Annotated in this window: 25 protein-coding genes; 17 read left to right on the top strand and 8 right to left on the bottom strand. The window is 65.0% G+C overall.

The features are described 5' to 3' along the window. Window positions 1-40 precede the first annotated feature (40 nt). The gene (locus tag RN01_RS19355) at window positions 41-1366 is read left to right on the top strand and encodes a sigma-54 dependent transcriptional regulator (RefSeq protein ID WP_024569298.1); all 1326 of its coding nucleotides are present in this window, start codon (window positions 41-43) and stop codon (window positions 1364-1366) included. A gap of 146 nt (window positions 1367-1512) precedes the next feature. After that, window positions 1513-3114: a tyrosine 2,3-aminomutase gene (gene cmdF, locus RN01_RS19360; protein ID WP_017511803.1), complete on the top strand. Its 1602-nt coding sequence runs from the start codon at window positions 1513-1515 to the stop codon at window positions 3112-3114. A gap of 37 nt (window positions 3115-3151) precedes the next feature. Here cmdF and RN01_RS19365 read toward each other — a convergent pair whose 3' ends face one another. The 3 genes from RN01_RS19365 to RN01_RS19375 all read right to left on the bottom strand — a co-directional run bounded on the left by RN01_RS19365 (window position 3152) and on the right by RN01_RS19375 (window position 6576). Then, window positions 3152-5257 carry an ATP-dependent helicase gene (locus RN01_RS19365; RefSeq protein ID WP_017511804.1) on the bottom strand — a complete coding sequence of 702 codons (2106 nt, stop codon included), beginning with the start codon at window positions 5255-5257 and terminating at the stop codon, window positions 3152-3154. A gap of 153 nt (window positions 5258-5410) precedes the next feature. Beyond that, the gene (locus RN01_RS19370; protein WP_008652614.1) at window positions 5411-5950 is read right to left on the bottom strand and encodes a TlpA disulfide reductase family protein; all 540 of its coding nucleotides are present in this window, start codon (window positions 5948-5950) and stop codon (window positions 5411-5413) included. Window positions 5951-6078: 128 nt separating this feature from the next. Next, window positions 6079-6576 carry a thioredoxin family protein gene (locus tag RN01_RS19375; RefSeq protein WP_017511805.1) on the bottom strand — a complete coding sequence of 166 codons (498 nt, stop codon included), beginning with the start codon at window positions 6574-6576 and terminating at the stop codon, window positions 6079-6081. A gap of 132 nt (window positions 6577-6708) precedes the next feature. Here RN01_RS19375 and RN01_RS19380 point away from each other — a divergent pair, with 132 nt between their 5' ends. The 3 genes from RN01_RS19380 to RN01_RS34000 all read left to right on the top strand — a co-directional run bounded on the left by RN01_RS19380 (window position 6709) and on the right by RN01_RS34000 (window position 8205). Then, window positions 6709-7296 (top strand): hypothetical protein, encoded by a 588-nt coding sequence (locus RN01_RS19380; RefSeq protein WP_029306767.1) that lies wholly within the window; start codon window positions 6709-6711, stop codon window positions 7294-7296. A 42-nt stretch (window positions 7297-7338) separates the two neighbouring features. Continuing rightward, on the top strand, window positions 7339-7983 hold the full coding sequence (locus RN01_RS19385) for a LysE family transporter (protein WP_008652617.1): 645 nt from the start codon (window positions 7339-7341) through the stop codon (window positions 7981-7983). Window positions 7984-8064: 81 nt separating this feature from the next. Next, complete coding sequence (locus RN01_RS34000; RefSeq protein ID WP_155877842.1) at window positions 8065-8205, top strand: hypothetical protein; 141 nt, start codon at window positions 8065-8067, stop codon at window positions 8203-8205. Between the two features lie 51 nt (window positions 8206-8256). Here RN01_RS34000 and RN01_RS19390 read toward each other — a convergent pair whose 3' ends face one another. Next, window positions 8257-9795: a YifB family Mg chelatase-like AAA ATPase gene (locus RN01_RS19390; protein ID WP_024569299.1), complete on the bottom strand. Its 1539-nt coding sequence runs from the start codon at window positions 9793-9795 to the stop codon at window positions 8257-8259. A gap of 82 nt (window positions 9796-9877) precedes the next feature. Next, window positions 9878-10135, bottom strand: coding sequence for an accessory factor UbiK family protein (locus RN01_RS19395; protein ID WP_008652257.1), 258 nt, complete (start codon window positions 10133-10135; stop codon window positions 9878-9880). 552 nt (window positions 10136-10687) lie between these two features. On the opposite strand from RN01_RS19395, the gene RN01_RS19400 reads away from it, so the two are divergent. The 10 genes from RN01_RS19400 to bfr all read left to right on the top strand — a co-directional run bounded on the left by RN01_RS19400 (window position 10688) and on the right by bfr (window position 19991). Then, entirely contained in the window at window positions 10688-11488 is an 801-nt protein-coding gene (locus tag RN01_RS19400; RefSeq protein ID WP_017513634.1) for a TorF family putative porin, read from the top strand. 52 nt (window positions 11489-11540) lie between these two features. Then, a complete protein-coding gene (locus RN01_RS19405) occupies window positions 11541-11879 on the top strand; it encodes a P-II family nitrogen regulator (RefSeq protein WP_008652254.1) in 339 nt (112 codons plus the stop codon). Window positions 11880-11910: 31 nt separating this feature from the next. Continuing rightward, entirely contained in the window at window positions 11911-13461 is a 1551-nt protein-coding gene (locus RN01_RS19410) for an ammonium transporter (RefSeq protein WP_017513633.1), read from the top strand. A 462-nt stretch (window positions 13462-13923) separates the two neighbouring features. After that, window positions 13924-15219 carry a glutamate--cysteine ligase gene (gshA, locus tag RN01_RS19415; RefSeq protein ID WP_011515140.1) on the top strand — a complete coding sequence of 432 codons (1296 nt, stop codon included), beginning with the start codon at window positions 13924-13926 and terminating at the stop codon, window positions 15217-15219. Between the two features lie 24 nt (window positions 15220-15243). Beyond that, a complete protein-coding gene (gene gshB, locus RN01_RS19420) occupies window positions 15244-16197 on the top strand; it encodes a glutathione synthase (RefSeq protein WP_011515141.1) in 954 nt (317 codons plus the stop codon). A 125-nt stretch (window positions 16198-16322) separates the two neighbouring features. After that, window positions 16323-16778: a PTS sugar transporter subunit IIA gene (locus RN01_RS19425; protein ID WP_008645870.1), complete on the top strand. Its 456-nt coding sequence runs from the start codon at window positions 16323-16325 to the stop codon at window positions 16776-16778. Continuing rightward, window positions 16747-17016, top strand: coding sequence for an HPr family phosphocarrier protein (locus RN01_RS19430; RefSeq protein ID WP_008645869.1), 270 nt, complete (start codon window positions 16747-16749; stop codon window positions 17014-17016). The genes RN01_RS19425 and RN01_RS19430 overlap by 32 nt, the downstream gene beginning before the upstream one ends. 50 nt (window positions 17017-17066) lie before the next feature. After that, window positions 17067-18824, top strand: a complete 1758-nt coding sequence (gene ptsP, locus RN01_RS19435; RefSeq protein WP_017512704.1) for a phosphoenolpyruvate--protein phosphotransferase — start codon at window positions 17067-17069, stop codon at window positions 18822-18824. Window positions 18825-19060: 236 nt separating this feature from the next. Then, entirely contained in the window at window positions 19061-19366 is a 306-nt protein-coding gene (locus tag RN01_RS19440) for a bacterioferritin-associated ferredoxin (RefSeq protein ID WP_011515143.1), read from the top strand. Between the two features lie 145 nt (window positions 19367-19511). Continuing rightward, a complete protein-coding gene (gene bfr, locus RN01_RS19445) occupies window positions 19512-19991 on the top strand; it encodes a bacterioferritin (RefSeq protein WP_008645854.1) in 480 nt (159 codons plus the stop codon). A 216-nt stretch (window positions 19992-20207) separates the two neighbouring features. On the opposite strand, the gene RN01_RS19450 is transcribed toward bfr, so the two are convergent. From RN01_RS19450 to gpmA, 3 genes are all read right to left on the bottom strand, one after another. Continuing rightward, on the bottom strand, window positions 20208-20960 hold the full coding sequence (locus RN01_RS19450; protein ID WP_017512705.1) for a molybdopterin-synthase adenylyltransferase MoeB: 753 nt from the start codon (window positions 20958-20960) through the stop codon (window positions 20208-20210). Between the two features lie 123 nt (window positions 20961-21083). After that, complete coding sequence (locus RN01_RS19455) at window positions 21084-22691, bottom strand: S41 family peptidase (RefSeq protein WP_017512706.1); 1608 nt, start codon at window positions 22689-22691, stop codon at window positions 21084-21086. A 197-nt stretch (window positions 22692-22888) separates the two neighbouring features. After that, a complete protein-coding gene (gene gpmA, locus RN01_RS19460) occupies window positions 22889-23635 on the bottom strand; it encodes a 2,3-diphosphoglycerate-dependent phosphoglycerate mutase (protein ID WP_017512707.1) in 747 nt (248 codons plus the stop codon). Between the two features lie 144 nt (window positions 23636-23779). Here gpmA and RN01_RS19465 point away from each other — a divergent pair, with 144 nt between their 5' ends. Beyond that, a complete protein-coding gene (locus tag RN01_RS19465; protein ID WP_011515147.1) occupies window positions 23780-24193 on the top strand; it encodes a rhodanese-like domain-containing protein in 414 nt (137 codons plus the stop codon). Window positions 24194-24272: 79 nt separating this feature from the next. Next, window positions 24273-24530 carry a glutaredoxin 3 gene (grxC, locus tag RN01_RS19470; RefSeq protein WP_008642652.1) on the top strand — a complete coding sequence of 86 codons (258 nt, stop codon included), beginning with the start codon at window positions 24273-24275 and terminating at the stop codon, window positions 24528-24530. Window positions 24531-24643: the final 113 nt, after the last annotated feature.

Genomic DNA, 24643 nt, shown 5'->3' on the forward strand with positions numbered 1-24643 from the left:
CTGAACGGCGTCAAGGATGACAGGTAAAGACATGATTGCGATGCGGGACGGATTGCGTGTGCTGTTTGTCGAGGACGAACCACTGGTGCGTCAGGCGACGGCGCAGAGCCTGGAACTGGCTGGTTTCTCGGTGCTGGCGCTGCCTTCGGCTGAAGCGGCGATGCCGCATCTTGGCGCGGATTTTCCCGGGGTGCTGGTTACCGATGTGCGTCTGTCCGGCGCGAGCGGGCTGGACCTGTTGCAGCACTGCCGCAATGCCGCGCCGGGCGTGCCGGTGATCCTGGTCACGGGGCACGGCGATATCACGATGGCGGTGCAGGCGATGCGCGAGGGCGCCTATGACTTCATCGAGAAGCCGTTCGGCGCGGATCGCCTGACCGAAACGGTGCGCCGCGCGCTGGAGCGCCGCGCGCTTGAGCTGGAGAACCACGCGCTGCGCCGCGAGCTGGCTGGCCCGGCTGCCGGCACGCGGATCATCGGCCGGTCGCCGGCGATCGCGCAGGTGCGCGACCTGATCGCCAATGTGGCGGCCACCGATGTGCCGGTGATGATCAACGGCGAGACCGGTACGGGCAAGGAACTCGTGGCGCGGAGCCTGCACGCGCTCTCCACGCGGCGTGACCAGCCCTTCATCGCGCTGAATTGTGGTGCCGTGCCAGAGTCGATTTTCGAGAGCGAGATGTTCGGCCATGAGGCCGGCGCATTTACCGGCGCGGGCAAGCGGCGCGTGGGCAAGCTCGAACATGCGTCGGGCGGCACGCTGTTCCTCGACGAGATCGAGAGCATGCCGCTGGCCTTGCAGGTGAAGCTGCTGCGCGTGCTGCAGGAGGGCACGCTGGAGCGGCTCGGCTCGAATACGTCGATACCCATCGACGTGCGCATCATCGCGGCTTCGAAGGGGGATATGGAAGCACTGGTGGCGCAGGGCATGTTCCGGCAGGATCTGCTGTACCGGCTCAACGTGGTGACGATTCCGCTACCGCCGCTGCGCGAGCGGCGCGAGGACATCGTGCCGCTGTTCGAGCACTTCATGCTCGTTGCCGCCGTGCGCTATCAGCGGCCGGCGCCGATCCTGTCCGAGATGCAGCGCCAGCAACTGATGCAGCGGCCCTGGCCCGGCAATGTGCGGGAACTGCGCAACGCGGCAGATCGACTGGTGCTGGGCGTGCCGGAAGGTGGGCACGCCGGCGGCAAGGCGGATCCCGTTGACGAATCGACGCCGCTGCGCGAGCGGATGGAGCGCTACGAGCGCGCCGTGATCGCCGATACGCTGGCCCGCACGGGCGGTGCGGTCAGCCAGGCGGCGGACCTGCTGCAAGTGGGCAAGGCGACGCTTTACGACAAGATCAAACGCTACGGACTGTAACGGCCGTACTCGGGGAAGGCGGGGGTCGGTACACTCTGGCCCGGCTCTCTTCCCCGGTTTCCTATCCCGCGATATCCCGCGATACCCCGCGAGCGGAATAACGGTAGGGCAGAGGGCAAGCGCCTCCATTGCTAACGCCCCGACCCATGCCCCACGCCCATCCCGCCGACATCGACGGCCACCACCTGACCCCCGACACCGTCGCCGCCATCGCACGCGGCGAGCGCGCCGCCATCGTCCCGGAGCCCGTCCTTGGCAAGGTTGCCGATGCCCGCGCCCGCTTCGAGCAGGTGGCTGCGGCCAATGTGCCGATCTACGGCGTCTCCACGGGCTTTGGCGAACTGGTACACAACTGGGTCGACATCGAACATGGCCGTGCGCTGCAGGAGAACCTGCTGCGCAGCCATTGCGCCGGTGTGGGTCCGCTGTTTTCGCGCGACGAGGTCCGCGCGATGATGGTCGCGCGTGCCAATGCGTTGGCACGCGGATATTCGGCGGTGCGGCCGGCCGTTATCGAACAACTGCTGAAGTATCTGGAAGCCGGTATCACGCCGGCCGTGCCGCAGGTGGGTTCGCTCGGGGCCAGCGGTGATCTGGCGCCTCTGTCGCACGTCGCCATCACGCTGATCGGCGAAGGCAAGGTGCTGACCGACGATGGCGGTACGGCACCCACGGCCGAAGTCCTGCGCGAGCGTGGCATCACGCCGCTCGCGCTGGCGCACAAGGAAGGGCTGGCGCTGATCAACGGGACATCGGCCATGACCGGGGTGTCGTGCCTGTTGCTGGAGACGCTGCGCGCGCAGGTCCGGCAGGCCGAGATCATCGCGGCGCTGGCGCTCGAAGGACTGTCCGCCTCGGCCGATGCCTTCATGGCCCATGGGCACGACATCGCCAAACCGCATCCGGGACAGATCCGCTCGGCGGCGAACATGCGCGCGCTGCTGGCCGATTCGGCGCGGCTTTCCGGGCATGGCGAACTGTCCGCCGAGATGAAGACACGCGCGGGCGAGGCCAAGAACACCGGCACTGGCGTGTTTATCCAGAAGGCCTACACGCTGCGCTGCATTCCGCAGGTGCTTGGCGCGGTGCGCGATACGCTTGACCATTGCGCCACCGTGGTCGAGCGCGAGCTCAATTCATCGAATGACAATCCGCTGTTCTTCGAAGACGGCGAGCTGTTCCACGGCGGCAACTTCCACGGCCAGCAAGTGGCATTCGCAATGGACTTCCTGGCCATCGCCGCCACGCAACTGGGCGTGGTGTCGGAGCGCCGCCTGAACCGCCTGCTGAGCCCGCATCTGAACAACAATCTGCCGGCGTTCCTGGCGGCGGCGAACGAGGGGCTGTCGTGCGGGTTTGCCGGGGCACAGTATCCGGCCACGGCGCTGATCGCCGAGAACCGCACGATCTGCAGCCCGGCGAGCATCCAGAGCGTGCCGTCGAACGGCGACAACCAGGATGTGGTCAGCATGGGGCTGATCGCCGCTCGCAATGCCCGCCGCATTCTCGACAATAACCAGTACATCCTCGCGCTGGAGTTGCTGGCGTCATGCCAGGCTGCCGAACTCGCGGGCGCGGTCGAGCAACTGGCGCCGGCAGGCCGCGCCGTGTTCGCGTTCGTGCGGGAGCGCGTGCCGTTCCTGTCGATCGATCGCTATATGACCGACGACATCGAGGCTATGGCGGCGCTGCTCCGTCAGGGCGCGCTGGTTGAGGTCGTGCGTGGCGCAGGCATCGAACTGGCCTGACGAACTCTGGCGGTAACTTTCGGTAACTAGCGGTTTCCTACTTCCACATGCCGCGCATTCGGCTGGCGAGGTCTACCTGCGGTAGCGTGGCCTTCGCCTGGCCTTCCCCCGGCATCGGCGCGGGCGGCCACGAGCGGCTGTAGAAATTCGGCATCACGCGGTTCGGCAGGAAGCGCGTGCGCGATGCGTAGACGTGGCGATCGCCAAAGCCGACCTGGTTGTGCACGTAGAAGCGCTGTGGCACGACGATGTCGAGGTGGTCGCGCGCGCGCGTCATCGCCACGTACAGCAGGCGGCGCTCTTCCTCGATTTCCTCGGTGGTGCCGGTGGCAAGATCGGATGGCATGCAGCCATCGACTGCATTGAGCACGTACACGGCCTTCCACTCCTGCCCCTTGGCCGAGTGGATCGTCGACAGAATCAGGTAGTCCTCGTCGCGCGAGGGCACGCCCGATTCGTCGCTCGACGCGCTGGGCGGGTCGAGCGTGAGTTCGGTGAGGAAGCGTTCCCGCGACGCATAGGTGGCCGCGATGTGTTCGATCTGCTGCAGGTCCGCCTGCCGCGCGGCGGCATCGTCGTGCATCCGTTCGAGGTGCGGCATGTACCAGGCGATCACCTGCTCGAATTCAGATGGCCAGGGCGAAGTCGGCGCCATCAGCGCACGCGCCAGCGTCACCAGTTCATCCCAGGCGGGCGCGGCGGCGGGGGGCGGCTCGAAGGCTTCGAGCGCGATCAACGGTTCGGTGGCGGCTTCCAGTCCTTCGAGCACGCGCGCGGCCGTTTTCGGGCCGACGCCGGGCAGCAACTGCAGCGTGCGGAATCCGGCCATGCGGTCGCGTGGATTTTCCAGCCAGCGCACCACGGCCATCACGTCCTTGACGTGCGTCGACTCCAGAAACTTCAGTCCGCCGAACTTCACGAACGGGATATTGCGCCGGGCCAATTCGATCTCGACCTGGGCGCTGTGGTCGGCCGCGCGGAACAGCACCGCCTGCTGCATCAGCGACAAGCCAGCCTCGCGCCGCGCCAGTACCTGCTCGACGACGAAGCGCGCCTGCTCGGCCTCGTCGTTGACCACCACCACGCCGGGCTTCTCCGCCGATTCGCGCAGGGACCAGAGATCCTTGGTGAAGCGTTCGGCCGCGAGGCCAATCACGGCATTGGCGGCACCGAGGATCGGCTGCGTCGAGCGATAGTTCTGCGACAGCGTGACCTGCTCGGCCGGCGGCGAGAACTGTGTCGGGAAATCGAGGATATTGCGCACGGTGGCGCCGCGGAATGCGTAGATCGACTGCGCGTCATCGCCCACCACGGTCAGGCCGCGCCCTTGCGGCTTGAGCGCCAGCAGGATCGACGCCTGCAACGCGTTGGTGTCCTGGTACTCGTCGACCAGCACATGGTCGAAGCGCGCGCCCATGTCCTGCGCCAGTGCGGGCTCGGTCATCGCCTGCGCCCAGTAGAGCAGCAGGTCGTCGTAGTCGAGCACCTGCTGCTTCTGCTTGGCTTCCACGTAGGCGGCGAACAGGCCCTTGAGCGCGTCCGCCCACATCGCGTAGCGCGGGAACTGCGTCTTCAGCACAACCTCGAGCGGCAACTGTGTGTTGACCACACGCGAATAGATTGCGAGGCAGGTTTCCTTGCGCGGGAAGCGTGAGGTCTGCTCGGATAGTCCGAGGTCATGGCGTACCACGTGCATCAGGTCGGCCGCATCGCCGCGGTCGCTGATGGTGAAGGTCGGAGCAAGCCCGAGCGTTTCGGCGTACTCGCGCAGCAGGCGGGCGCCGATGGCGTGGAACGTGCCTGACCACTGCAGCGCGGCGCGCCCCGCGCCGGTCTGGATGCCGAGTGCCTGGTCGACTATGCGCTCGACACGGCGGCCCATTTCGGACGCGGCGCGGCGCGAGAACGTCAGCAGCAGGATGCGGCGCGGATCGGCGCCGTTCACGACCAGATGCGCCACCCGATGCGCGAGCGTGTTGGTCTTGCCAGAGCCCGCGCCGGCGATGATCAGCAGCGGCGCGTCACCGTCGTACTCCACCGCCGCGCGCTGTTCCGGATTCAGCCGGGAAAGATAGACGGGGGCGTCGGCGACCTCGGTGTCGGGCGACTCGGCAGCGGCTTCAGGGGCAAGTTCCGGTAACACGTCAGGGCAGGCAGTCGGATGGATGCGATGAGAAAAATCTGGCACTCACTGTATATCCATACAGCCCTGACAGGCAAGCCGGATGCCCGACGATGTGAGCCGGGCAACAAAAAAGGTGCCGCATGGGCACCTTTTCGTTGGGTTTGGCGTTGTTCAGGCCGCGTTGGCCAGTGCGCCGTCGAGCAGCTTGTGCAGGGCGTCCCACTCGGGCTCGCCCACGTAGCGCTTGAGAATCTTGCCGTTCTTGTCCACCACGAAGGTCGTCGGCGTGAGCTGGACGTTGCCGAAGGCCTTGGCCGCCGCGCCGTCGGCGTCCATCGCCACCTTGAATGGCAGTTCACGGGTCTTGGCGTAGTTCATCACGTACATCGGCGGGTCGTAGTTCATCGCCACCGCCACGAAGTCCAGCCCCTTGTCCTTGAACTGCTTGTAGGTGCTGACCATCTGAGGCATTTCCTTGACGCACGTGGCGCAGCTTGTGGCCCAGAAGTTGATCAGGTAGACCTTGCCCTTCAGGTCGCCAGTGCTGAGCTTTTCGCCCGAAAGCAGCGTGAATGTGGCGTCGGGGACCGTATTCGCGGGCGTCATGGCGCGGTAGCCGAAGAAGCCGAGCAGCGCGACGATGACAACGGCTACAGCGATCGGCCAGCGCTTCTTGCTCGAAGGTGTGGCAGGGGTGGCGGAATTCGACATGGGGTTACGGTCCCGAGGGGAGGCCATCTACAGACAGCGGCTATTCTACTGCCGCTGTTAGCCGGCAGTGGCAAGCCGGATCAAATGCGCACTATCTGCGGCATTCCGCCGCATTTCCTGGTGATTGACTACTTGGACGCCGCCAGCCCTTCGGCGAGCTTGGCGCGTGCCGTATCCACGGCTTGTTCGAGGTAGGCGCCGTAGAAGTCCGGCTGCAGGCCGCGCAGCGGGCTGGCCAGGTTGCGGCCGTTACGATCCAGGAACAGGACGGTCGGGGCCACCGTGATGTTGTGGGCGCGTGCCCATTGCTTTGCGGTGGTCATGGTGCCGTCGGCGTCGCGCAGCGGCGTGTCGGCCGTCATGTCGAGCTCGCGCGCGGTGATCTCGCCGGCGGCTGCCTGTGGCGCCAGATAGTTGCGGCGGGCGGTCTCGCAATACGTGCAGCCGGGCAAGCTGACCAGCACGACCAGCGGCCCGCCCTGTTTCGCGGCGTCGGCGGACTGGGCGGCAATATCGGTGACGGGCGGCAGATGGCTTGCCGCCATCGACACGGCCGGGCCCACCAGCAGCAACAGCGCGGCGAGACCATGCAGAACGGAGCGAAGCAGGGGCGTGCGGGGCGTCATGCTGGGGCGTCGGTGGGTATTCGTGAGAACCTGGTGAAGACGTCGCCGCATTTGATTTCGTGCGCATCTGGTGCGAACGTGCGCGGCTTCCCGGATAATACCGGCTTGCGCCAGATTGCGCCGACATCCCCCATGCGCCGCCCCAGCCCCCGACCTGCCCCTCGCGTTCCCCTGCTGATTGCCATCGTGCTGCTGGCTCTGGCCGGCTGCTCGCCGCGCTATGACTGGCGCACCATCGTCTCGAACGAAGGGCAGTATGCGGCGCTATATCCGGACAAGCCGACCAGCGCCGCACGCGATGTGGCGATCGCCGGGCGCCAGTTGCCGATGCGCATGGAGGCCGCCCGGATCGACAACACGTTGTTCGCCGTCGGCGTGGTTTCCCTTCCCGCCGACGATGCGGGGCTACGGCGTGAGGCGCTGGCGTCGATGCAGGCCGGCCTGGTAGGCAACCTCGGTGCGCATCCCGACAGCCCCGCGCGCTCGCGTCCGGTCACGGTCATGTCGGCGGGGCAGCCACCCGTCGCGCTGGACGGCGTGGAGGTGACTGTCGCTGGCATATCGCCCCAGGACAAATCACCGCGCCGACTGACCGCGCGGCTGGTGGCGTCCGGCTCGCGCGTCTATCAGGCAGTGGTGCTCGAGGCCGGCGATGCGGCGAAGGATGCGCGCCAGGCCGAGCAGGTCGAGCAGTTCCTCACCGGTTTTCACCCGTTCTAAATCCGTTCCAAGTCTTTCAGGTAGTCAATCAAGGAGTTCGTCATGCGTTGGGAAGTCTGGCTGGCCTATTTTGCCGCGTGCTGGGTGATCGCTGTCTCGCCCGGTTCGGGCGCCGTGCTGTCGATGAGTCACGGCCTGTCATACGGCCTGAAGAAGACGTCGACGACGATTCTGGGCCTGCAGACCGGCCTGGTGATCATCCTGCTGATCGCAGGCGGTGGACTTGGCGCACTGCTGCTGGCGTCCGAAGAAGCATTCCTGGTGGTCAAGACGATTGGCGCGATGTATCTGATCTACCTGGGTATCCAGCAGTGGCGTGCCAAGGTTGAGACGAACCCGCAGAACAGCGAGGACAAGACGGTGCGTGTGGCCACCATGAGCCGGCGCCGGCGCTTCGCCACGGGGCTGCTGACGAACGTCACCAACCCCAAGGGCATCATCTTCATGGTGGCCGTGCTGCCGCAATTCATCGACCCGACGCATGCGCTCGGGCTGCAACTGGCTATCCTGGCGGCGACGATGTGCTTTGTGGACCTGATCGTGATGCACGGCTATGCGCTACTGGCGTCGCGCATGCAGGGCCTGTTCCGCAACGCGCGTGCCGTGCGCTGGCAAAACCGTTTCTTCGGCAGCGTGCTGGTGGCCGTGGGCACCGCGCTGTTCTTTGTCCGGCGTCATCACGCCTGAGCGTTGATGGCGAGGGCGGGTGGCGCACGGTCGACAGGTTTGCTTCAATAGGGAGTGATCAGGAATCTATGGAGAACCCCGATGCCTGCCGTCGCCCACCTGCAAACCACGTATCGCGCCCATCGGGAGCCTCCACCGGGTGAGCCGACGCCGCCCGGCTTCCCCGCCGACCAGCCGCCGATCGAGGAGCCGCCACCGCCACCGGTGGAGCCACCGGTTTGAGTGGAAGCTGAAAATGACGAGGCCCGCGTTTGCGGGCCTCGTCATTTTTTCTTAGGCGGTTCGCAGCACGCGCCGGTACTGAATCGCCTCGGCCACGTGGCCGGCTGTCAGAACCTCCGCGCCATCCAGGTCCGCGATCGTTCTGGCTACCTTGAGCACCCGGAAGTACGCGCGCGCCGACCATCCCAGCTTCTGCATCGCGTCGCGCAGCAGCGTTCGGGCCTCGTCGTCGAGTGGGCAGTGTGTCTCGATCGCGCGACCGGCTAGTTCGCTGTTCGGCGTGCCTTGTCGTGTCATTTGACGTTCGCGTGCGGCGACGGCGCGGGCGCGCACGGTCTGGCTCGGTTCGCCCGGCTGTCCATCGAACATTTCCTGCTGGCTCTGGGCGGGCACTTCGATTTGCAGGTCCACGCGGTCGAGCAACGGGCCCGACAGGCGTGACTGGTAACGCTGCACCTGATCCGGCGTGCAGCGGCACATGCGGGTGGGATGCCCGAGGTAGCCGCAAGGGCAGGGATTCATCGCCGCCACGAACTGGAAGCGCGCCGGGAAATCGGCCTGCCCGGCGGCACGCGAGATCGTGATGCGGCCGGTTTCGAGCGGCTCGCGCAGGACTTCGAGCACGCGCCGCTCGAACTCGGGCAGTTCGTCGAGAAAGAGCACGCCGTGATGCGCCAGCGATATTTCCCCAGGGCGTGGCGAGGCGCCCCCGCCGACCAGGGCAGGCGCGCTGGCCGTATGGTGCGGACTGCGGAACGGGCGATGGCCCCAGCGGGACGGGTGGAAGCCGCCCGAGGTCAGGCTCTGCACGGCCGCTGCCTCGAGCGCTTCGGCCTCGGTCATCGGCGGCAGCAGGGCAGGGAAGCGCTGGGCCAGCATCGATTTGCCAGTGCCGGGCGGGCCGACCAGCAGTACGGAGTGCTGGCCCGCGGCGGCGATCTCCATGGCGCGTCGGGCTTGTGCCTGGCCGCGAACGTCGCGCATATCGGGACCATCGGCGGATACCTCAACCCGGGCTGGCGGCCGGGCGCGCGGCAGCGGCCGCTCGGGAAGCAGCCCGATGTGATGGCAGACGTCGCGCAGCGTCGCGCCGGCATGCACGATCACGGCTTCGACCAGGGCCGCTTCCGCGCCATTCTCGCTGGCGACGACGAAGGCGCGCGGCGGGCGATCCTCCGCCACGCGTCGGGCGTTATCGCGAGCCAGTCCCATTGCCATCGCGAGCGCGCCGCGTACCGGGCGCAGATCCCCCGCCAGCGAAAGCTCGCCGGCGAACTCGAAGGCGTCGAGCGTATCGGCCTGCAACTGCCCGCTGGCCGCCAGGATGCCCAGTGCAATCGCCAGGTCGAAACGGCCGGACTCCTTGGGCAGATCGGCGGGCGCCAGGTTGACCGTGATGCGCCGGTTGGGAAATTCGAACTCGCTGTTGAGCAGTGCCGCGCGTACGCGCTCGCGGCTCTCGCGGACTTCGGTATCGGCCAGCCCGACGATATTGAAGGCGGGCAACCCGTTCGCGAGGTGGATTTCGACGGAGACGGGCGGTGCCTCGATTCCAGTCAGGGCGCGGCTGCGCAGGACGGCCAGGCTCATATCTTTGCGGAAGTGTTAACGAAAAAGGCCACCGGGATCCGGTGGCCTTTCTGGCATTGAACGGGGTGCCGTGGGCGCGGCGTCATGCTCCGCCGGTTGGCGTGCCGCCAACGCGGCGCTCGAGTTCTGCCACGCGGGCTTCAAGTTCTTCCAGTCGGGCGCGGGTGCGGGCCAGCACCTGCGACTGGACGTCGAATTCCTCGCGCGTGACCAGGTCAAGGCGCGCGAAGCCCTGCGTCATCATGCTGCGCACGTTTTTTTCGATGTCCTTGGCCGGCGAGTTGCGCAGCGCTTCGCTGACCTTGCTTTGCAGGTCGTTGAAGAGATCGGTCGGTTTCATGGTGGAACTCCTGTGGTGACCAATTTCGAATGATTCGGGTCAGGCCGGCGTGCGCATGGCGGGCGGCTGCGCCCCATTCACCATGTCTGCACCGTGGTGGGGCGTCGCATCGCGGCGCTCGGCGGGCATGCCTGTCGCGCAGATGCACTGCTCTGGGGCGTAGCGCCCCGGCGGGTGTCTGACACGCCGTGCCATGCCAGCCGTCGGGTGCTCGTACGCCAAGCACGCGGCACTTGACCTTGCATGACGCGGATTATGGCGCTTCGGCGGCCGCCATGAAAGCTCCGGCAACGCCAGCGCACATTTTTTAGCGGTTTTTCGATCCTTCGGGCGGCAAATACCTGTCGCCCGGCATTGTCGTCAAAGTGGTTCGGACACCGCTTGACGACGATTTCTGACTGGGCAATCAACGGTGTCGCAGGGCGATGGCCATGAGCTGGCACGGGTGTTGCAGTACAGCAACCGGGAGCGTCAACACCATAACGCTGTGCACAAACAGCAGCCTCTCACCCTCGAGCCAGCGAAGAACCTAAAGGAAAAGGAGAAAAACCGATGAAGAAGTCGAGCCTCGCAGTCAGCGCCGCTGCGGCCCTGTTCTGCCTTGCCACCTCCGTTGCGTTCGCACAGAGCGCGCCGGAGGCGGCAGCGCCGGCAGCCGCACCCGCCGCCGAGCCGGCATCGCCCCACACGATCACGGCCAACGTGTCGCTGGTCTCTGACTACCGCTATCGCGGTCTCAGCCAGACCAACCGCCGTCCGGCCATCCAGGGCGGGTTCGACTATGCCCATGAGAGCGGCTTCTACATCGGCAACTGGAACTCCACCATCAGCTGGATCTCGGACGCCGACAAGAGCGTGTCGGCGCCGGTCGAGATGGACTTCTATGGTGGTTTCAAGAACACGTTCAAGATGAGCGATCTGGAGTTCAACTATGACGTCGGCGTGCTGCAGTACTTCTACCCGGGCGGCTACTCCAACCCGCGCCCGTACACCACCGAGCTGTACGCGGGCATCGGCTATGGCCCGGTGTTCCTGAAGTACTCGCAGGCCGTGACCAACCTGTTCGGGATCGCCAACAGCCAGTACAGCAGCTACATCGACCTCGCCTTCAACTATCCGCTGAACGTGTGGGACCTGACGCTGAACGCGCACCTTGGCTACCAGAACGTCCAGCACAACAGCGCCGCTTCCTATCTGGACTGGAAGGTCGGCCTGACGAAGGACCTGGGCAAGGGCTTCGCGCTGGCGGTTGCCTACATCGGCACCAATGCGAAGGAGTCGTTCTACACGAACAGCTATAACCACAACGTGGGCAACAACACCGCGTGGGTCTCGCTTTCCAAGACTTTCTAATTGCGCGTCAGTCAGGGTGGGCCGAAGCTGGCCCGTCCAGAGGAGATAACCGATGAAACTCATTATTGCAGTCATCAAGCCGTTCAAGCTCGACGAGGTGCGCGAGGCGCTCTCCGATGTGGGCGTGTCCGGGATCACCGTGACCGAGGTCAAGGGCTTCGGCCGGCAGAAGGGCCACACGGAGCTGTATCGCGGCGCCGAGTACATCGTCGACTTCCTGCCCAAGGTGAAGATCGAGGTGGCGGTGCCCGACGAAGTGGTGGAGCGAGCCATCGAGGCCGTGGAGAAGTCGGCCCGCACCGGCAAGATCGGCGACGGCAAGATCTTCGTCGCACCCATAGAACAAGTCATTCGCATCCGCACCGGCGAGACCGGCGGCGATGCCCTGTGACACGAGACACCCCCGGAAAGAGGTTAAGCAAATGAAAACCTGGTTCAAGCGAATCCTGACGGCCGGCGCGATGACGCTGGCGCTCGGCACGGCCGGCCTCGGCCTCTCCACCCACGCCGTGGCGCAGGACAAGCCCGCCGCGGAAGCATCGGCCGCGACGGCGTCCGCAACCCCGGCAGCCGCCGTGGCAGCACCGGCTGCGGCTGCGGCCGCACCGGCGGCCGCGCCTGCCGCGGCGCCCGCCGAAGCTGCCGCCGCGCCGGCTGCCCCGGTGCCTAACAAGGGCGACACGGCCTGGCTGCTGGTCTCCACCGCATTCGTGATCCTGATGACGCTGCCGGGCCTGGCGCTGTTCTACGGCGGCCTGGTCCGCTCGAAGAACATGCTGTCGGTGCTGATGCAGTGCCTGATGATCTTCTCGGTGATCTCGATCCTGTGGGCCATCTACGGCTATAGCTTCGCGTTCACGGAGGGCAACGCCTTCTTCGGTGGCACGGACCGTCTGTTCATGAAGGGCCTGACGGTCGATGCCGTGGCCGCCACGTTCAGCAAGGGCGTGGTGGTGCCGGAACTGGGCTACTTCGCGTTCCAGTGCGCGTTCGCGGCGATCACTTGCAGCCTGATCATCGGCGCCTTCGCCGAGCGGGCCAAGTTCTCGGCGGTGCTGGTCTTCGTGGTCCTCTGGTTCACGTTCGCCTACATCCCGATGGCACACATGGTCTGGTTCTGGCCCGGCCCGGATGCGTACACCGACGCCGCCGCAGGCACCGCCGCCACCGCCAAGGCCGGCTGGCTGTTCCAGAAGGGCGCGCTCGATTTCGCGGGTGGCACGGTGGTGCACATCAACGCCGCCGTGGCCGGTCTGGTGGGCGCGTTCATGTTCGGCAAGCGCATCGGCTTCGGTCGTGAAGCGATCCGCCCGCACAGCCTGACCTTCACGATGGTGGGCGCCTCGCTGTTGTGGTTCGGCTGGTTCGGCTTCAACGCCGGTTCGGCCCTGGAAGCCAACGGCAGCGCCGCGCTGGCCTTCGTCAACACGCTGCTGGCCACGGCCGCCGCGGTGGTTTCCTGGACCTTCGGTGAGTGGATCGGCAAGGGCAAGCCGTCGATGCTCGGTGGCGCCTCGGGTGCTGTCGCCGGCCTGGTGGCGATCACCCCGGCTGCCGGCTTCGTCGGCCCGATGGGCTCGATCGCGATGGGCCTGATCGCCGGCCTGCTGTGCCTGTGGGGCGTGACCGGTCTGAAGCGCCTGCTGGGCATGGACGATTCGCTGGACGTGTTCGGTGTGCACGGCGTGGGCGGTATTCTCGGCGCGCTGCTGACCGGTGTGTTCGCCGCGCCGAGCCTGGGCGGTACGGGCATCTATGACTACGTTGCCAACAAGGTGGCCGACGACTACTCGATCGCCGGTCAGGTCTGGATCCAGTTCGAAGGTGTGCTGACCACGATCGTCTGGTCCGGCGTGGTAGCGCTGGTGGCCTACAAGCTGGTCGATATGTTGATTGGCCTGCGCGTGCCGGAAGAGGAAGAGCGCGAAGGTCTGGATATCACCTCGCACGGTGAAACCGCGTATGAAGTCTGATATCTGCCAAGGTGTTGTGCTGGAGAGCTGATTGGGAATCTTCTCTCAGGAGTTTCGCCCCGGCCATGTGCCGGGGCTTTTTTATTTTCGGGCTCGCCCCTCAAACGGGTGTCAGTATTCGCAGGGTGCTTAAATCGGATCTTAAAAAGTCTCAATTGTCTTTAATGCCTGCGGGGCATAGAGTGCCAGTGAGGCAGTTTCCTCCACCTGCAGAACGCTCCCCGTATCTGTCAGGCCATTTGAAAGCGCGACGCCATGTCGCGCTTTTTTTTGCCCATGGAGCACGCATGTAGCACCCATGGGGCGGCGCATGGTCTCCGGGCCTTTGAAATGCGTCAAACATCCCCATATTCAGATCCCTTATGCTGGGCTCCGCATATGCTTATTCAGGGCGGGCCTGCAGCCTCGTGGCCGTTCCACTACAATCGGGGCGGACAATAAAGCTGATTCATTAGGATGGATATGGTCCCGCATCTCATCACCGCGCTGAACGGTCCGCTGCTCGAACTCGAGAAGAAGATCCTGGACGCCACACCGTCCATCGAGCGCTGGTTCAGGCTGGAATGGCAGGAGCATACTCCGCCGTTCTATTGTTCCGTGGACCTGCGCAACGCCGGCTTCAAGCTGGCGCCGGTCGACACCAACCTGTTCCCGGGCGGTTTCAACAACCTCGCGCCCGAAATGCTGCCGCTGGCGGTCCAGGCCGCCATGGCCGCGATCGAGAAGATCTGCCCGGACGCCAAGAACCTGCTGCTGATTCCCGAGCGCCACACCCGCAACATGTTCTATCTGCAGAACGTGGCGCGGCTGTCGCTGATCATGCGCCAGGCGGGCCTCAATGTGCGCCTGGGCTCGCTGTCCGAGGAAATCACCGAACCCACGCCGATCGAGCTGCCCGACGGCCAGACGCTGGTGGTGGAGCCGCTCGCGCGCCTTGGCGCCAAGGGCCGCCGGCTGGGCCTGAAGGATTTCGATCCCTGCTCGATCCTGCTGAATAACGACCTGTCGGCCGGGATTCCGCCGATCCTGGAGAACATCAACGAGCAGTACCTGCTGCCGCCGTTGCATGCCGGCTGGTCCACCCGCCGCAAGAGCAGCCACTTCGCCGCCTATGACGAGGTGGCCAAGAAGTTCGCCAAGCTGATCGACATCGACCCGTGGATGGTGAATCCGTATTTCGCGCGGCAGACTGGCGTGAACTTCCATGAGCGCATCGGCGAGGAAGAGTTGGCTGACGCGGTGGAAGGCGTGCTCAAGAAGATCGCGAAAAAGTACCGCGAGTACGGCATCAAGGAAACGCCCTACGTGGTGGTCAAGGCCGACGCCGGCACCTACGGCATGGGCATCATGACCGTGCGCGACCCGTCCGAGGTGAAGGGCCTGAATCGCAAGGAGCGCAACAAGATGAGTGTCGTGAAGGAGGGCCTCGAGGTCTCCGACGTCATCATCCAGGAAGGCGTGCACACCTTCGAAAAGGTCAACGACGCGGTGGCGGAGCCGGTGGTCTACATGATCGACCGCTACGTGGTGGGCGGCTTCTACCGCGTGCACACGGGCCGTGGCATCGACGAGAACCTGAACGCGCCGGGCATGCACTTCGTGCCGCTGGCCTTCGCGCCGAACGGTATGCCGGACAGCCACGCCAAGCCGGGCGCGGCCGTGCCGAACCGCTTCTACATGTATGGCGTGGTGGCGCGCCTGGCCCTGCTGGCCGCGTCGCTGGAACTCGAGAAGACCGACCCGAATCCGATCCTCTGATTCGTAACGCCCCTGCAATCCACCATGCGCATTCTGTTCATTACCGACCCGCTGGAGACCTTCAAGACCTACAAGGACTCCACCTTCGCCATGATGACCGAGGCGGCGGCGCGCGGGCACGAGCTGTTCTTCTGCCTGCAATCGCAGCTTTCGCTGTCGGCCAACGTCGTGGAGGCAATGGTGCGGCCGCTGGAGCTGACCGACGACGCCCAGGCCTGGTACCGGCTGGGCGATGCCGCGCTGATGCCGTTGTCCGCGTTCGATGCGGTGCTGATGCGCAAGGATCCGCCGTTCGACATGGAGTACGTGACCAGCACCTGGTTGCTGGAACTGGCCGAGGCGCAGGGCGCGCGCGTCTTCAACAAGCCGCGCGCGATTCGGGACCACTCGGAGAAACTGGCGATCGGCCAGCATCCGCAGTTCATCACGCCGACGCTGGTGACGCGCGATGCCGGCCGGATCCGCGAATTCCATGCCGAGCATAAGGACATCATCGTCAAGCCGCTGGACGGCATGGGCGGCATGGGTGTGTTCCGGGTAGGCGCCGACGCCATGAACCTGGGTGCGATCGTCGAGACGCTTGGCGACAACGGCGCGCGCACGCTGATGGTCCAGCGCTATATCCCGGCGATCAAGGACGGCGACAAGCGCATTCTGCTGATCGGCGGCAAGCCGGTGCCGTATTCGCTGGCGCGGATTCCGCAGGGCACCGAGATTCGCGGCAACCTGGCCGCCGGCGGGGTGGGGCGGGCGCAGGAGTTGAGCGCGCGCGATCGCGAGATCGCCGAAACCCTGGCGCCCGGACTTTGGAAGCAGGGCTTGCTGCTGGTAGGGCTGGACGTGATCGGCGACTACCTGACCGAAGTAAATGTGACGAGTCCGACCTGCTTTCAGGAGATCGCCCAGCAGACCGGTTTCAATGTCGCAGGCATGTTCATCGACGCGCTGGAGCAGGCTGTAGCCGCCGACCGTCGCTGACGGTCTCCAACCGCAAGCCGGTCGCCGCCGATGTTCAGGCGCCACAGTTGGCGCGGCGGGCGGGGCCGCGGATTGGGCGGTCAGGCTGCCTGCTACAATTCGGGCAGTCCAACGGATTCACCATCATGGCAGGAATTCTGATCATCGCTCATGCGCCACTGGCTTCGGCGCTGCGCGATTGCGCTGGCCACGTCTACTGCGGCCAGCCGCAGCGGGTGGAGGCGATCGACGTTATCGCCGATGCCGACCCTGCGGCGGTGCTGGCCGAGGCGCGGAAGCGTCTCGCAGACGTTTGCGAAGAGAACGGCGCCCTGGTGCTGACCGATATCTTCGGCGCCACACCTGCCAATATCGCCGCGCGGCTTGCCGAGCCGGGTCGGGTCAAGGTGCTGGCCGGTGTCAACCTGCCGATGCTCGTGCGCGCTATCTGCTATCGGACGGAGAAGCTCGACCAGCTTGCCACCAAGGCCTTGGCCGGTGGCGCCCAGGGCGTGCTGCAAATCGGCACGACCGCCGTCCAGAACCAAACCGCAAATCATCCCGACAAATATGCTGCAGAGGGACACCACCATCATCAATAAGCTCGGGCTTCATGCCCGCGCATCCGCCAAGCTCACGCAGTTGGCGGGTAGCTTCAACAGCCAGGTCAAGATGTCCCGTAACGGCCGCCAGGTCGACGCCAAGAGCATCATGGGCGTGATGATGCTGGCAGCCGGGATTGGATCGACGGTCTCGATCGAGACTGACGGCCCTGACGAGCAGGAGGCGATGGATGCGCTGCTGGCGCTGATCGCCAACCGCTTCGGCGAAGGCGAGTGAAGTTCGACGGTAATCCAGGCTTTTTCTAAACGTTCCTGACGGAGCGGTTCATGCCCTTTGCCTTGCACGGCATTCCGGTTTCTCGTGGGGTCGCCATCGGGCGAGCCCATATTCTTGCGCCGGCTGCGCTGGATGTGTCGCACTACCTGGTCGATGAAGACCGGCTCGAAGCCGAGGTGGAGCGATTGCGCTCGGCACGCGCCGCGGTGCGGGCCGAACTGATCACACTCAAGCGTGACCTGCCGCGCGACGCGCCGGAGGAAATGGGGGCATTTCTCGATGTCCACGCGATGATCCTCGACGACGAGGCCCTGTCGCGCGAACCCGAGGCGCTGATTCTCCAACGCCGCTATAACGCAGAGTGGGCCCTGACCACGAGACTCGAAGAATTGATGCGTCAGTTCGACGAGATCGAGGACGAGTATCTGCGAGAGCGCAAGGCCGACATCGAGCAGGTGGTGGAGCGGATCCTGAAGGTGCTGGCCGGGGCGCCCGTGCTGGCGCCGGCACCCGTGCCGACGCTCGCGCCGGATGGCGAGGCCACGCCGGGGGTAATCGTGGTGGCCCACGACATCGGCCCGGCCGACATGCTCCAGTTCAAGCACACCGTGTTCCACGGTTTCGTGACGGACCTGGGCGGCCGTACATCGCACACGGCTATCGTCGCGCGCAGTCTCGACATCCCCGCCGCGGTGGGCGTCAAGAACGCGAGCGAACTGATCCGTCAGGACGACTGGATCATCATCGATGGCGATGCCGGCCTGGTGATCGTCGATCCGTCGGCCATCATTCTTGAAGAGTATCGGCACCGCCAGAGCGAGCGCGCGCTCGAGAAGAAGCGCCTGCAGCGGCTGCGCCACATGCCGGCGGTGACGCTGGACGGGCTCGAGATCGAACTGCTGGCCAATATCGAGATGGCGGAGGATGCCGGTGCGGCGCTGTCCGCCGGCGCCGTCGGGGTGGGGCTGTTCCGGTCCGAATTCCTGTTCATGAACCGGCGTGACGAGCTGCCGGATGAAGACGAGCAATTCCACGCGTATCGCAACGCCGTGGAAGCGATGCACGGGCTGCCGGTCACGATTCGGACCATCGACATCGGCGCCGACAAGCCGCTCGACGGCCGTGGCGACGACTTCGAGACCGCGCTGAACCCCGCACTGGGTTTGCGCGCGATCCGCTGGTCATTGTCAGAGCCGGGGATGTTCCTGACCCAGTTGCGGGCGTTACTGCGCGCTTCCGCGTTCGGCCCGGTCCGGATCCTGATCCCGATGCTGGCTCACGCCGGTGAGATCGACCAGACGCTGGACCTGATCGAGCAAGCCAAGCGCCAGCTCGACGAACGCGGCCTGCCGTACGACCCGGGTATCAAGGTCGGGGCGATGATTGAGATCCCGGCTGCTGTGCTGCTGCTGCCGCTGTTCCTCAAGCGCATGGACTTCCTGTCCATCGGCACCAATGACCTGATCCAGTACACGCTGGCGATCGACCGCGCCGACAATGCCGTGGCGCACCTCTACGACCCGCTTCACCCGGCCGTGCTGCAGCTGATTGCCCGGACGATCCGCGAAGCCAACCACGCGGGCGTGCCCGTCGCCGTGTGTGGCGAGATGGCGGGGGATCCGGCGATGACCCGGCTGCTGCTGGGCATGGGACTACGCGAGTTCTCGATGCACCCGGCGCAATTGCTGCGGGTGAAGCAGGAAGTCATCCATGCGGACTGCGAGCGCCTGAGCAAGGCGGTCGACCAGATCCTGAACTGCTATGAACCGGACGAGCTTACGGCCGCGTTGAAGCAACTGACAGCGTGACGCCACCCTGAAACCCTGAAGATTTCAGGGTTTTTGGGGTGCGGATGTGGCGTCGTTTGCGGCACTCGCGTGTCTGAAAGTGGCTTGTTAATCGCTTCAATTCCTTGATTTGTGATGTATGCGGGTAGTCCGTTACAAGTGCATTAATGGGAATTGTTATCATTTCTGATCTCTGATATTCTGCCTCTCATCGCGTGCGGCATGCCGGTGCCGACGCTGCCCCCAAGGAGGCTTTTGTGTACGTCTGCATCTGCAACCAGGTCACCGATCATGAAATCCATGGCGCCGCCCACCTCGGCGTGTCGACGATGGATGAGCTGGCGGAAACGCTCGGCGTTGGGACCTGCTGCGGCCGTTGCCGCGAATGCGCGCAGCAAGTGCTGTGCGAAGGCGTCGCTGCGGTGAAGACCGTGAGGTCTTCAAGTATGGCTACGATCAAAGTTGTCGAAATTTCATCCTGTTCGACGACTACGTCACATGCCATAATGGACGCTCGGGACCCGGCAGTCGCGAACGACCGGCGCACAGCGCTGGTTGCCTGATTCGAATACCGCAGAATTACCCAAAGAACGCGTGCATTGAGAGCGCGCCCACGGACGAAAGTCCGAGGCGCGCTTTCTTGTATTTGCGGTCTTTGTCATTCGTGCCGCTGCCTGGGTCCGTTGTCGTTTGCAACAGGAGCCCTGTATGAAAGGTGACAAGAAGGTCATCCAGCATTTGAACGCGCAGCTGAAGAACGAACTCACCGCGATCAACCAATATTTCCTGCACGCCCGCATGTATCGCCACTGGGGGCTGAAGAAGCTCGGCGACGTGGAGTACAAGGAATCCATCGGCGAAATGAAGCACGCCGATCGCCTGATCGAGCGCATTCTGATGCTCGACGGCCTACCCAACCTGCAGGACCTGCACAAGCTGCTCCTCGGCGAAGACACGCCCGAAATGCTCAAGTGCGACCTGAAGCTGGAGCAGGGTGCTCACGCCACCGTCAAGGAAGGCATTGCGTACTGCGAATCGGTTGGTGACTACGTCAGCCGCGAAATCCTGGTCGATATCCTCACGGACACCGAGGAGCACATCGAGTACCTGGAGACGCAGCTTGACCTGATCGACAAGGTCGGCCTGCCGAACTACCTGCAGTCTCAGATGGAGCCGGGCGAGCAGTAAGCGCGCAGGCAAAGGATTGGCCGCCGCGCGCGTCGCGATGACGCGCGGCGACGGCTGGTCAGAAGCGCGGCGTTTCGAGACGCCGCGCCCGAATGCGTGATCGGTTAGTAACCGTTCTCATTCGGATTCTTGTACTCATCCAGCTGTATCAGCATGGACGGTCCGCGCCGGTGGGCTCCAGCGCCGGATCGTCCATCGCCCCACAGTTCGGGGGACTCAGTGGTCCCCGCCGCAGACCTCGCAGCCTGGCGTGCGCACGAGGCGCATCGTGGTCCACTCCATCGACATGGCGTCGACCATCAGCAAGCGGCCCGCCAGCGTCTCTCCTACACCAGTCAGCAACTTCAGGGCCTCGGCGGCCTGTACCGTGCCGATCATGCCGACCAGCGGCGCGAATACGCCCATCGTGGCGCAGGCGGCCTCAGGCGCCGGTTCGGATGGCGGGAACAGGCAGGCGTAGCACGGCGCATCGGGATTGCGCAGGTCGAATACGCTGACCTGGCCGTCGAAACGTAGCGCGGCGCCGGATACCAACGGCTTGCGGTGACGCAGGCAGGCGCGATTCACCGCGTGGCGTGTGGCGAAGTTGTCGCAGCAATCGAGCACGACATCAGCCTGCGAAACGAGACCATCCAGTTCGGCGTCGCCCACCCGCATCGGCACCATGCGGATGTCGATGTCGGGGTTGATGCGCAGCATTCCCTCCCTGGCCGATTCGACCTTGGGGCGGCCCACATTGGCGGTGGTGTGCAGGATCTGGCGCTGCAGGTTGGTCAGGTCAACGTCATCGTCGTCGACGATCGTGAGCTTGCCCACGCCGGCCGAGGCCAGGTAGGGCAACGCCGCTGCGCCGAGTCCGCCTGCGCCGATCACCAGCGCATGGCCGGCCAGCAGGCGCTCCTGGCCTTCGATGCCGAGCTCGTCAAGCAGGATATGGCGCGAGTAGCGCAGAAGCTGATCGTCGTTCATGGTTCACGTGGAATCAGGAGATCAAACAAAAACGGCCCGTCGGTGCAATACCGCGGGCCGCAGGGCTGAAGGCGGGGAGCGCCACGCGCCAGTGTCGCGCGGCGGGCTTCTCGCGTCCTGCCGTTACTTCTTGCCGGTCGGCGTACCCAGCGGATCGCCGATCGGGGCACTTGCGGGCGGCGGGCTGGAAGGCTTGGCCGGGGCCGCCGGCTTGGCAGCCGGTTTGGCGGGCGCCTTGCTGGCCGGCTTCGGGCTGTCGGAGCTGTCCGGCTTGCCAGCCGTGCCGGTGGCTTCCAGGCGCGACTTCGAACGTTGCACCGGCTTGCCGTCGAGCTGTGCGATGGCCTGCTGCAGCATGAAGTCCTCGGGCGAACCGAATTCCACAGGCTTCTTCTTGCGTTCCTTCTCGCGCTCTTCCGGCGTCTTCTTGGCGTTCTCTTCTTCCAGGCGGCGCAGTTCTTCCACGCGGCGCTGCTCGCGTTCGGCCATTTCCGGCTCTTCCGACTCCTGCTTGTTGTGCAGGTGGCGTTCGGTGTCGATTTCACGCGTGATCAGCGCGTCGTCCGGATCGCCATCGGGGTTCTGGTCGACCGGGATATCCGGGCGGATGCCCTTGGCCTGGATCGACTTGCCCGACGGCGTGTAGTAGTACGCGATCGTCAGCTTGATGCCGGTGTCGTTGGTCAGCGGGCGAACGGTCTGGACCGAGCCCTTGCCGAACGTCGTCTTGCCCATGAGCGTCGCGCGCTTGTGGTCCTGCAGCGCGCCGGCCACGATTTCCGATGCTGACGCCGAGTAGGCGTTGGTCAGCACGACCATCGGCAGCTTCTTGAACTCTGCCGGCAGGTCCTTGAGCGGATCGTCCTCGAGCGACGACAGGCGGTAGTTGCTGAACGACGCCTTGTAGACGCGCTTGGCATCCGGCACCTGGCCGTTGGTCGATACCACGACCGAGTCCTCGGGCAGGAAGGCCGCGGCCACGCCTACCGCGCCTTGCAGCACGCCGCCACCGTTGTTGCGGAGGTCCAGCACGATACCGCGCAGGTTCGGATTCTTATCAGCCATCTCCTTGAGGCGACGGCCCAGATCGGTCACGGTGCGCTCCTGGAAGCTCGTCAGGCGCACCCAGCCGATGGTGTTGTTGTCGAGCATCTTGGTCTTGACCGACTGCACGCGGATTTCCGCGCGCGTGATCGACACCGGGAACGTGCGTTCCTCGCTCTTGCGGTAAATCGTCAGCGTGACCTTGGTGCCCGGCTCGCCGCGCATGCGCTTGACCGCCTGTTCCAGCGGCAGGCCGCGCACGGGCTTGTCGTCGATCCGCGTGATCAGGTCACCCGGCTGGATGCCTGCGCGGAACGCGGGCGTGTCCTCGATCGGGTTGATGACCTTGACCAGGCCCTCTTCCTGGGAAATCTCGATGCCCAGGCCGGCGAAGCGTCCGCGCGTGCCTTCCTGCAGTTCCTTGAAATCCTTCTCGTCCAGGTAGGCCGAGTGGGGGTCGAGGCTGGCGACCATGCCCTTGATGGCTTCGGTCAGCAGCTTCTTGTCGTCGACCGGCTCCACGTACTCGCGCTTGATCTGCCCGAAGATATCGGCCATCAGCCGTAACTGGTCCAGCGGCAGCGGCCCGGTCGTATTCTGGGCGGTCGCCGAAATCTGCAGCGTGGCGAGCACGCCGGCAACGACGCCTATTGAGACGAGGCTAATGTTCTTGAGCGTCTTACGCATGAGGGCAGCCTGAACGTGTGAGGATTTGTGCAAGGGTCAGGTCCGTGCCGGGATGACCCGGGGGGCGGATTTGACCGACAGTATAAGAGGGTGCGGAGAAAAAGACCTGCGGGCCGCCATTCCATGGTGGTGGCGGCCACACAACGCGGCGCGCCTACCCGGGTGCGACCCGGGCCGGCGCATCCGCGCGCCGGCTGTCAGCGGGCCTTGCCCTGGCTGGCCACGGCGGCCAGGGATGCCGCGATGGCTTCCTGGTCGCCCAGGTAGTAGTGGCGCAGGGGGCGCAGGTCGGCATCCAGCTCGTAGACGAGCGGGGTGCCGTTGGGGATATTGAGGCCGACGATATCGTCATCCGAAATCTGGTCCAGATACTTTACGAGGGCGCGGATGCTGTTGCCATGGGCGGCGATCACCACGCGCTTGCCGGATTTGATGTCGGGAGCAATGGATTCGTTCCACAGCGGCATCACGCGGGCCACCGTGTCTTTCAGGCACTCGGTCAGCGGGATCTCCGCGCGCGGCACATTGGCGTAGCGCGGGTCGCCGAAAGAGGCACGTTCGTCGGTCGGCTCCAGCGCGGGCGGCGGCGTATCGTAGCTGCGACGCCACACCAGCACCTGCTCGTCGCCGTACTTCTTGGCCGTTTCCGCCTTGTTCAGGCCGGCTAGCGCGCCGTAGTGACGTTCGTTCAGGCGCCATTCGTTGCGCACCGGAATCCACATCTGGTCCATTTCGTCCTGCACGTGCCAGAGCGTGCGGATGGCGCGCTTGAGCACGGAGGTGTAGGCCACGTCAAAGGCGAAGCCGGCTTCCTTGAGCAGCGTGCCGGCCTGTTTGGCCTGCGCGGCGCCCGTATCGGTCAGGTCGACGTCGACCCAGCCGGTGAAGCGGTTTTCGAGGTTCCACGTGGATTCGCCGTGGCGGATGAGAACGAGCTTGTACATGCTGCTTCCAGGGAGTAAATGACCTGCAGTGCGCACGATCCGTCGCAAGGCCGGCGGCGGCCGGGAGGCGACGGACAAATATCGGCGTGGGCACGAAACCGCGTATTTTATAATGCCGCCGACCCAACCCAACGGAATGCCAACGTGAATTTCTTCGCCGATTACAATAACCTGGCCCTGATCGCCATCGCCGTGGTCTCTGGCGGCCTGCTGGCCTGGCCGACGATCAAGAGCGGCACGGGCGGAAAACGCGTCAATGCGGCCGCCGCCACGCAGCTGATCAACAAGCGCAATGCGGTGGTGGTGGATATCCGCGACGCCGCCGAGTTCGCCAAGGGCCACATGCCGCAAGCGAAGAGCGCGCCACTCGACGACCTGCCCAACCGGGCCGGCGGTCTTGCAAAGGATAAGGCCATCCCCATCATCGTGGTATGCCAGAACGGCCAGCGCTCGAGCAAGGCTCAGGCAGCCTTGAAGGAAGCCGGGTACAGTGAGGTCTATGCGCTCGAAGGCGGCATGGCTGCCTGGCAGCAGGCCGGACTTCCGGTCATCAAGTAAGCCCATTTATCGAAGTATTCGCGGCGCGGACCGCCCCCGGGCGGTCCGCGCCGTTGTTTTGAATTCAAGGAGATTTCGCATGGCCCGCGTCGTCATGTACAGCACGGTGGTGTGCCCCTACTGCCAGATGGCAGAGCGTCTGCTCAAGCAGCGGGGCGTCGAGTCGATCGAGAAAATCCTGATCGACCGCGAACCCGGCAAGCGCGAGGAAATGATGACTCGCACCGGCCGTCGGACCGTGCCGCAGATCTATATCGACGAGACACACGTGGGTGGATTCGACGACTTGTCCGCGCTGGACCGTCAGGGCGGCCTGGTGCCGCTGCTGGCGGCCTGAGCCCCCGGGCCGGCGGTTTCCCAGCGAGATCAACGACCTATCCGATTGACGCCGGCCCCGGGTGAATTCGCCCACGGCGTCATGTACCATATGCGCTTTCCAACTGGCCGCCG

Origin of the sequence: Cupriavidus sp. SHE (assembly GCF_000812445.1) — a bacterium.
GTDB classification, from domain to species: Bacteria; Pseudomonadota; Gammaproteobacteria; order Burkholderiales; family Burkholderiaceae; genus Cupriavidus; species Cupriavidus metallidurans.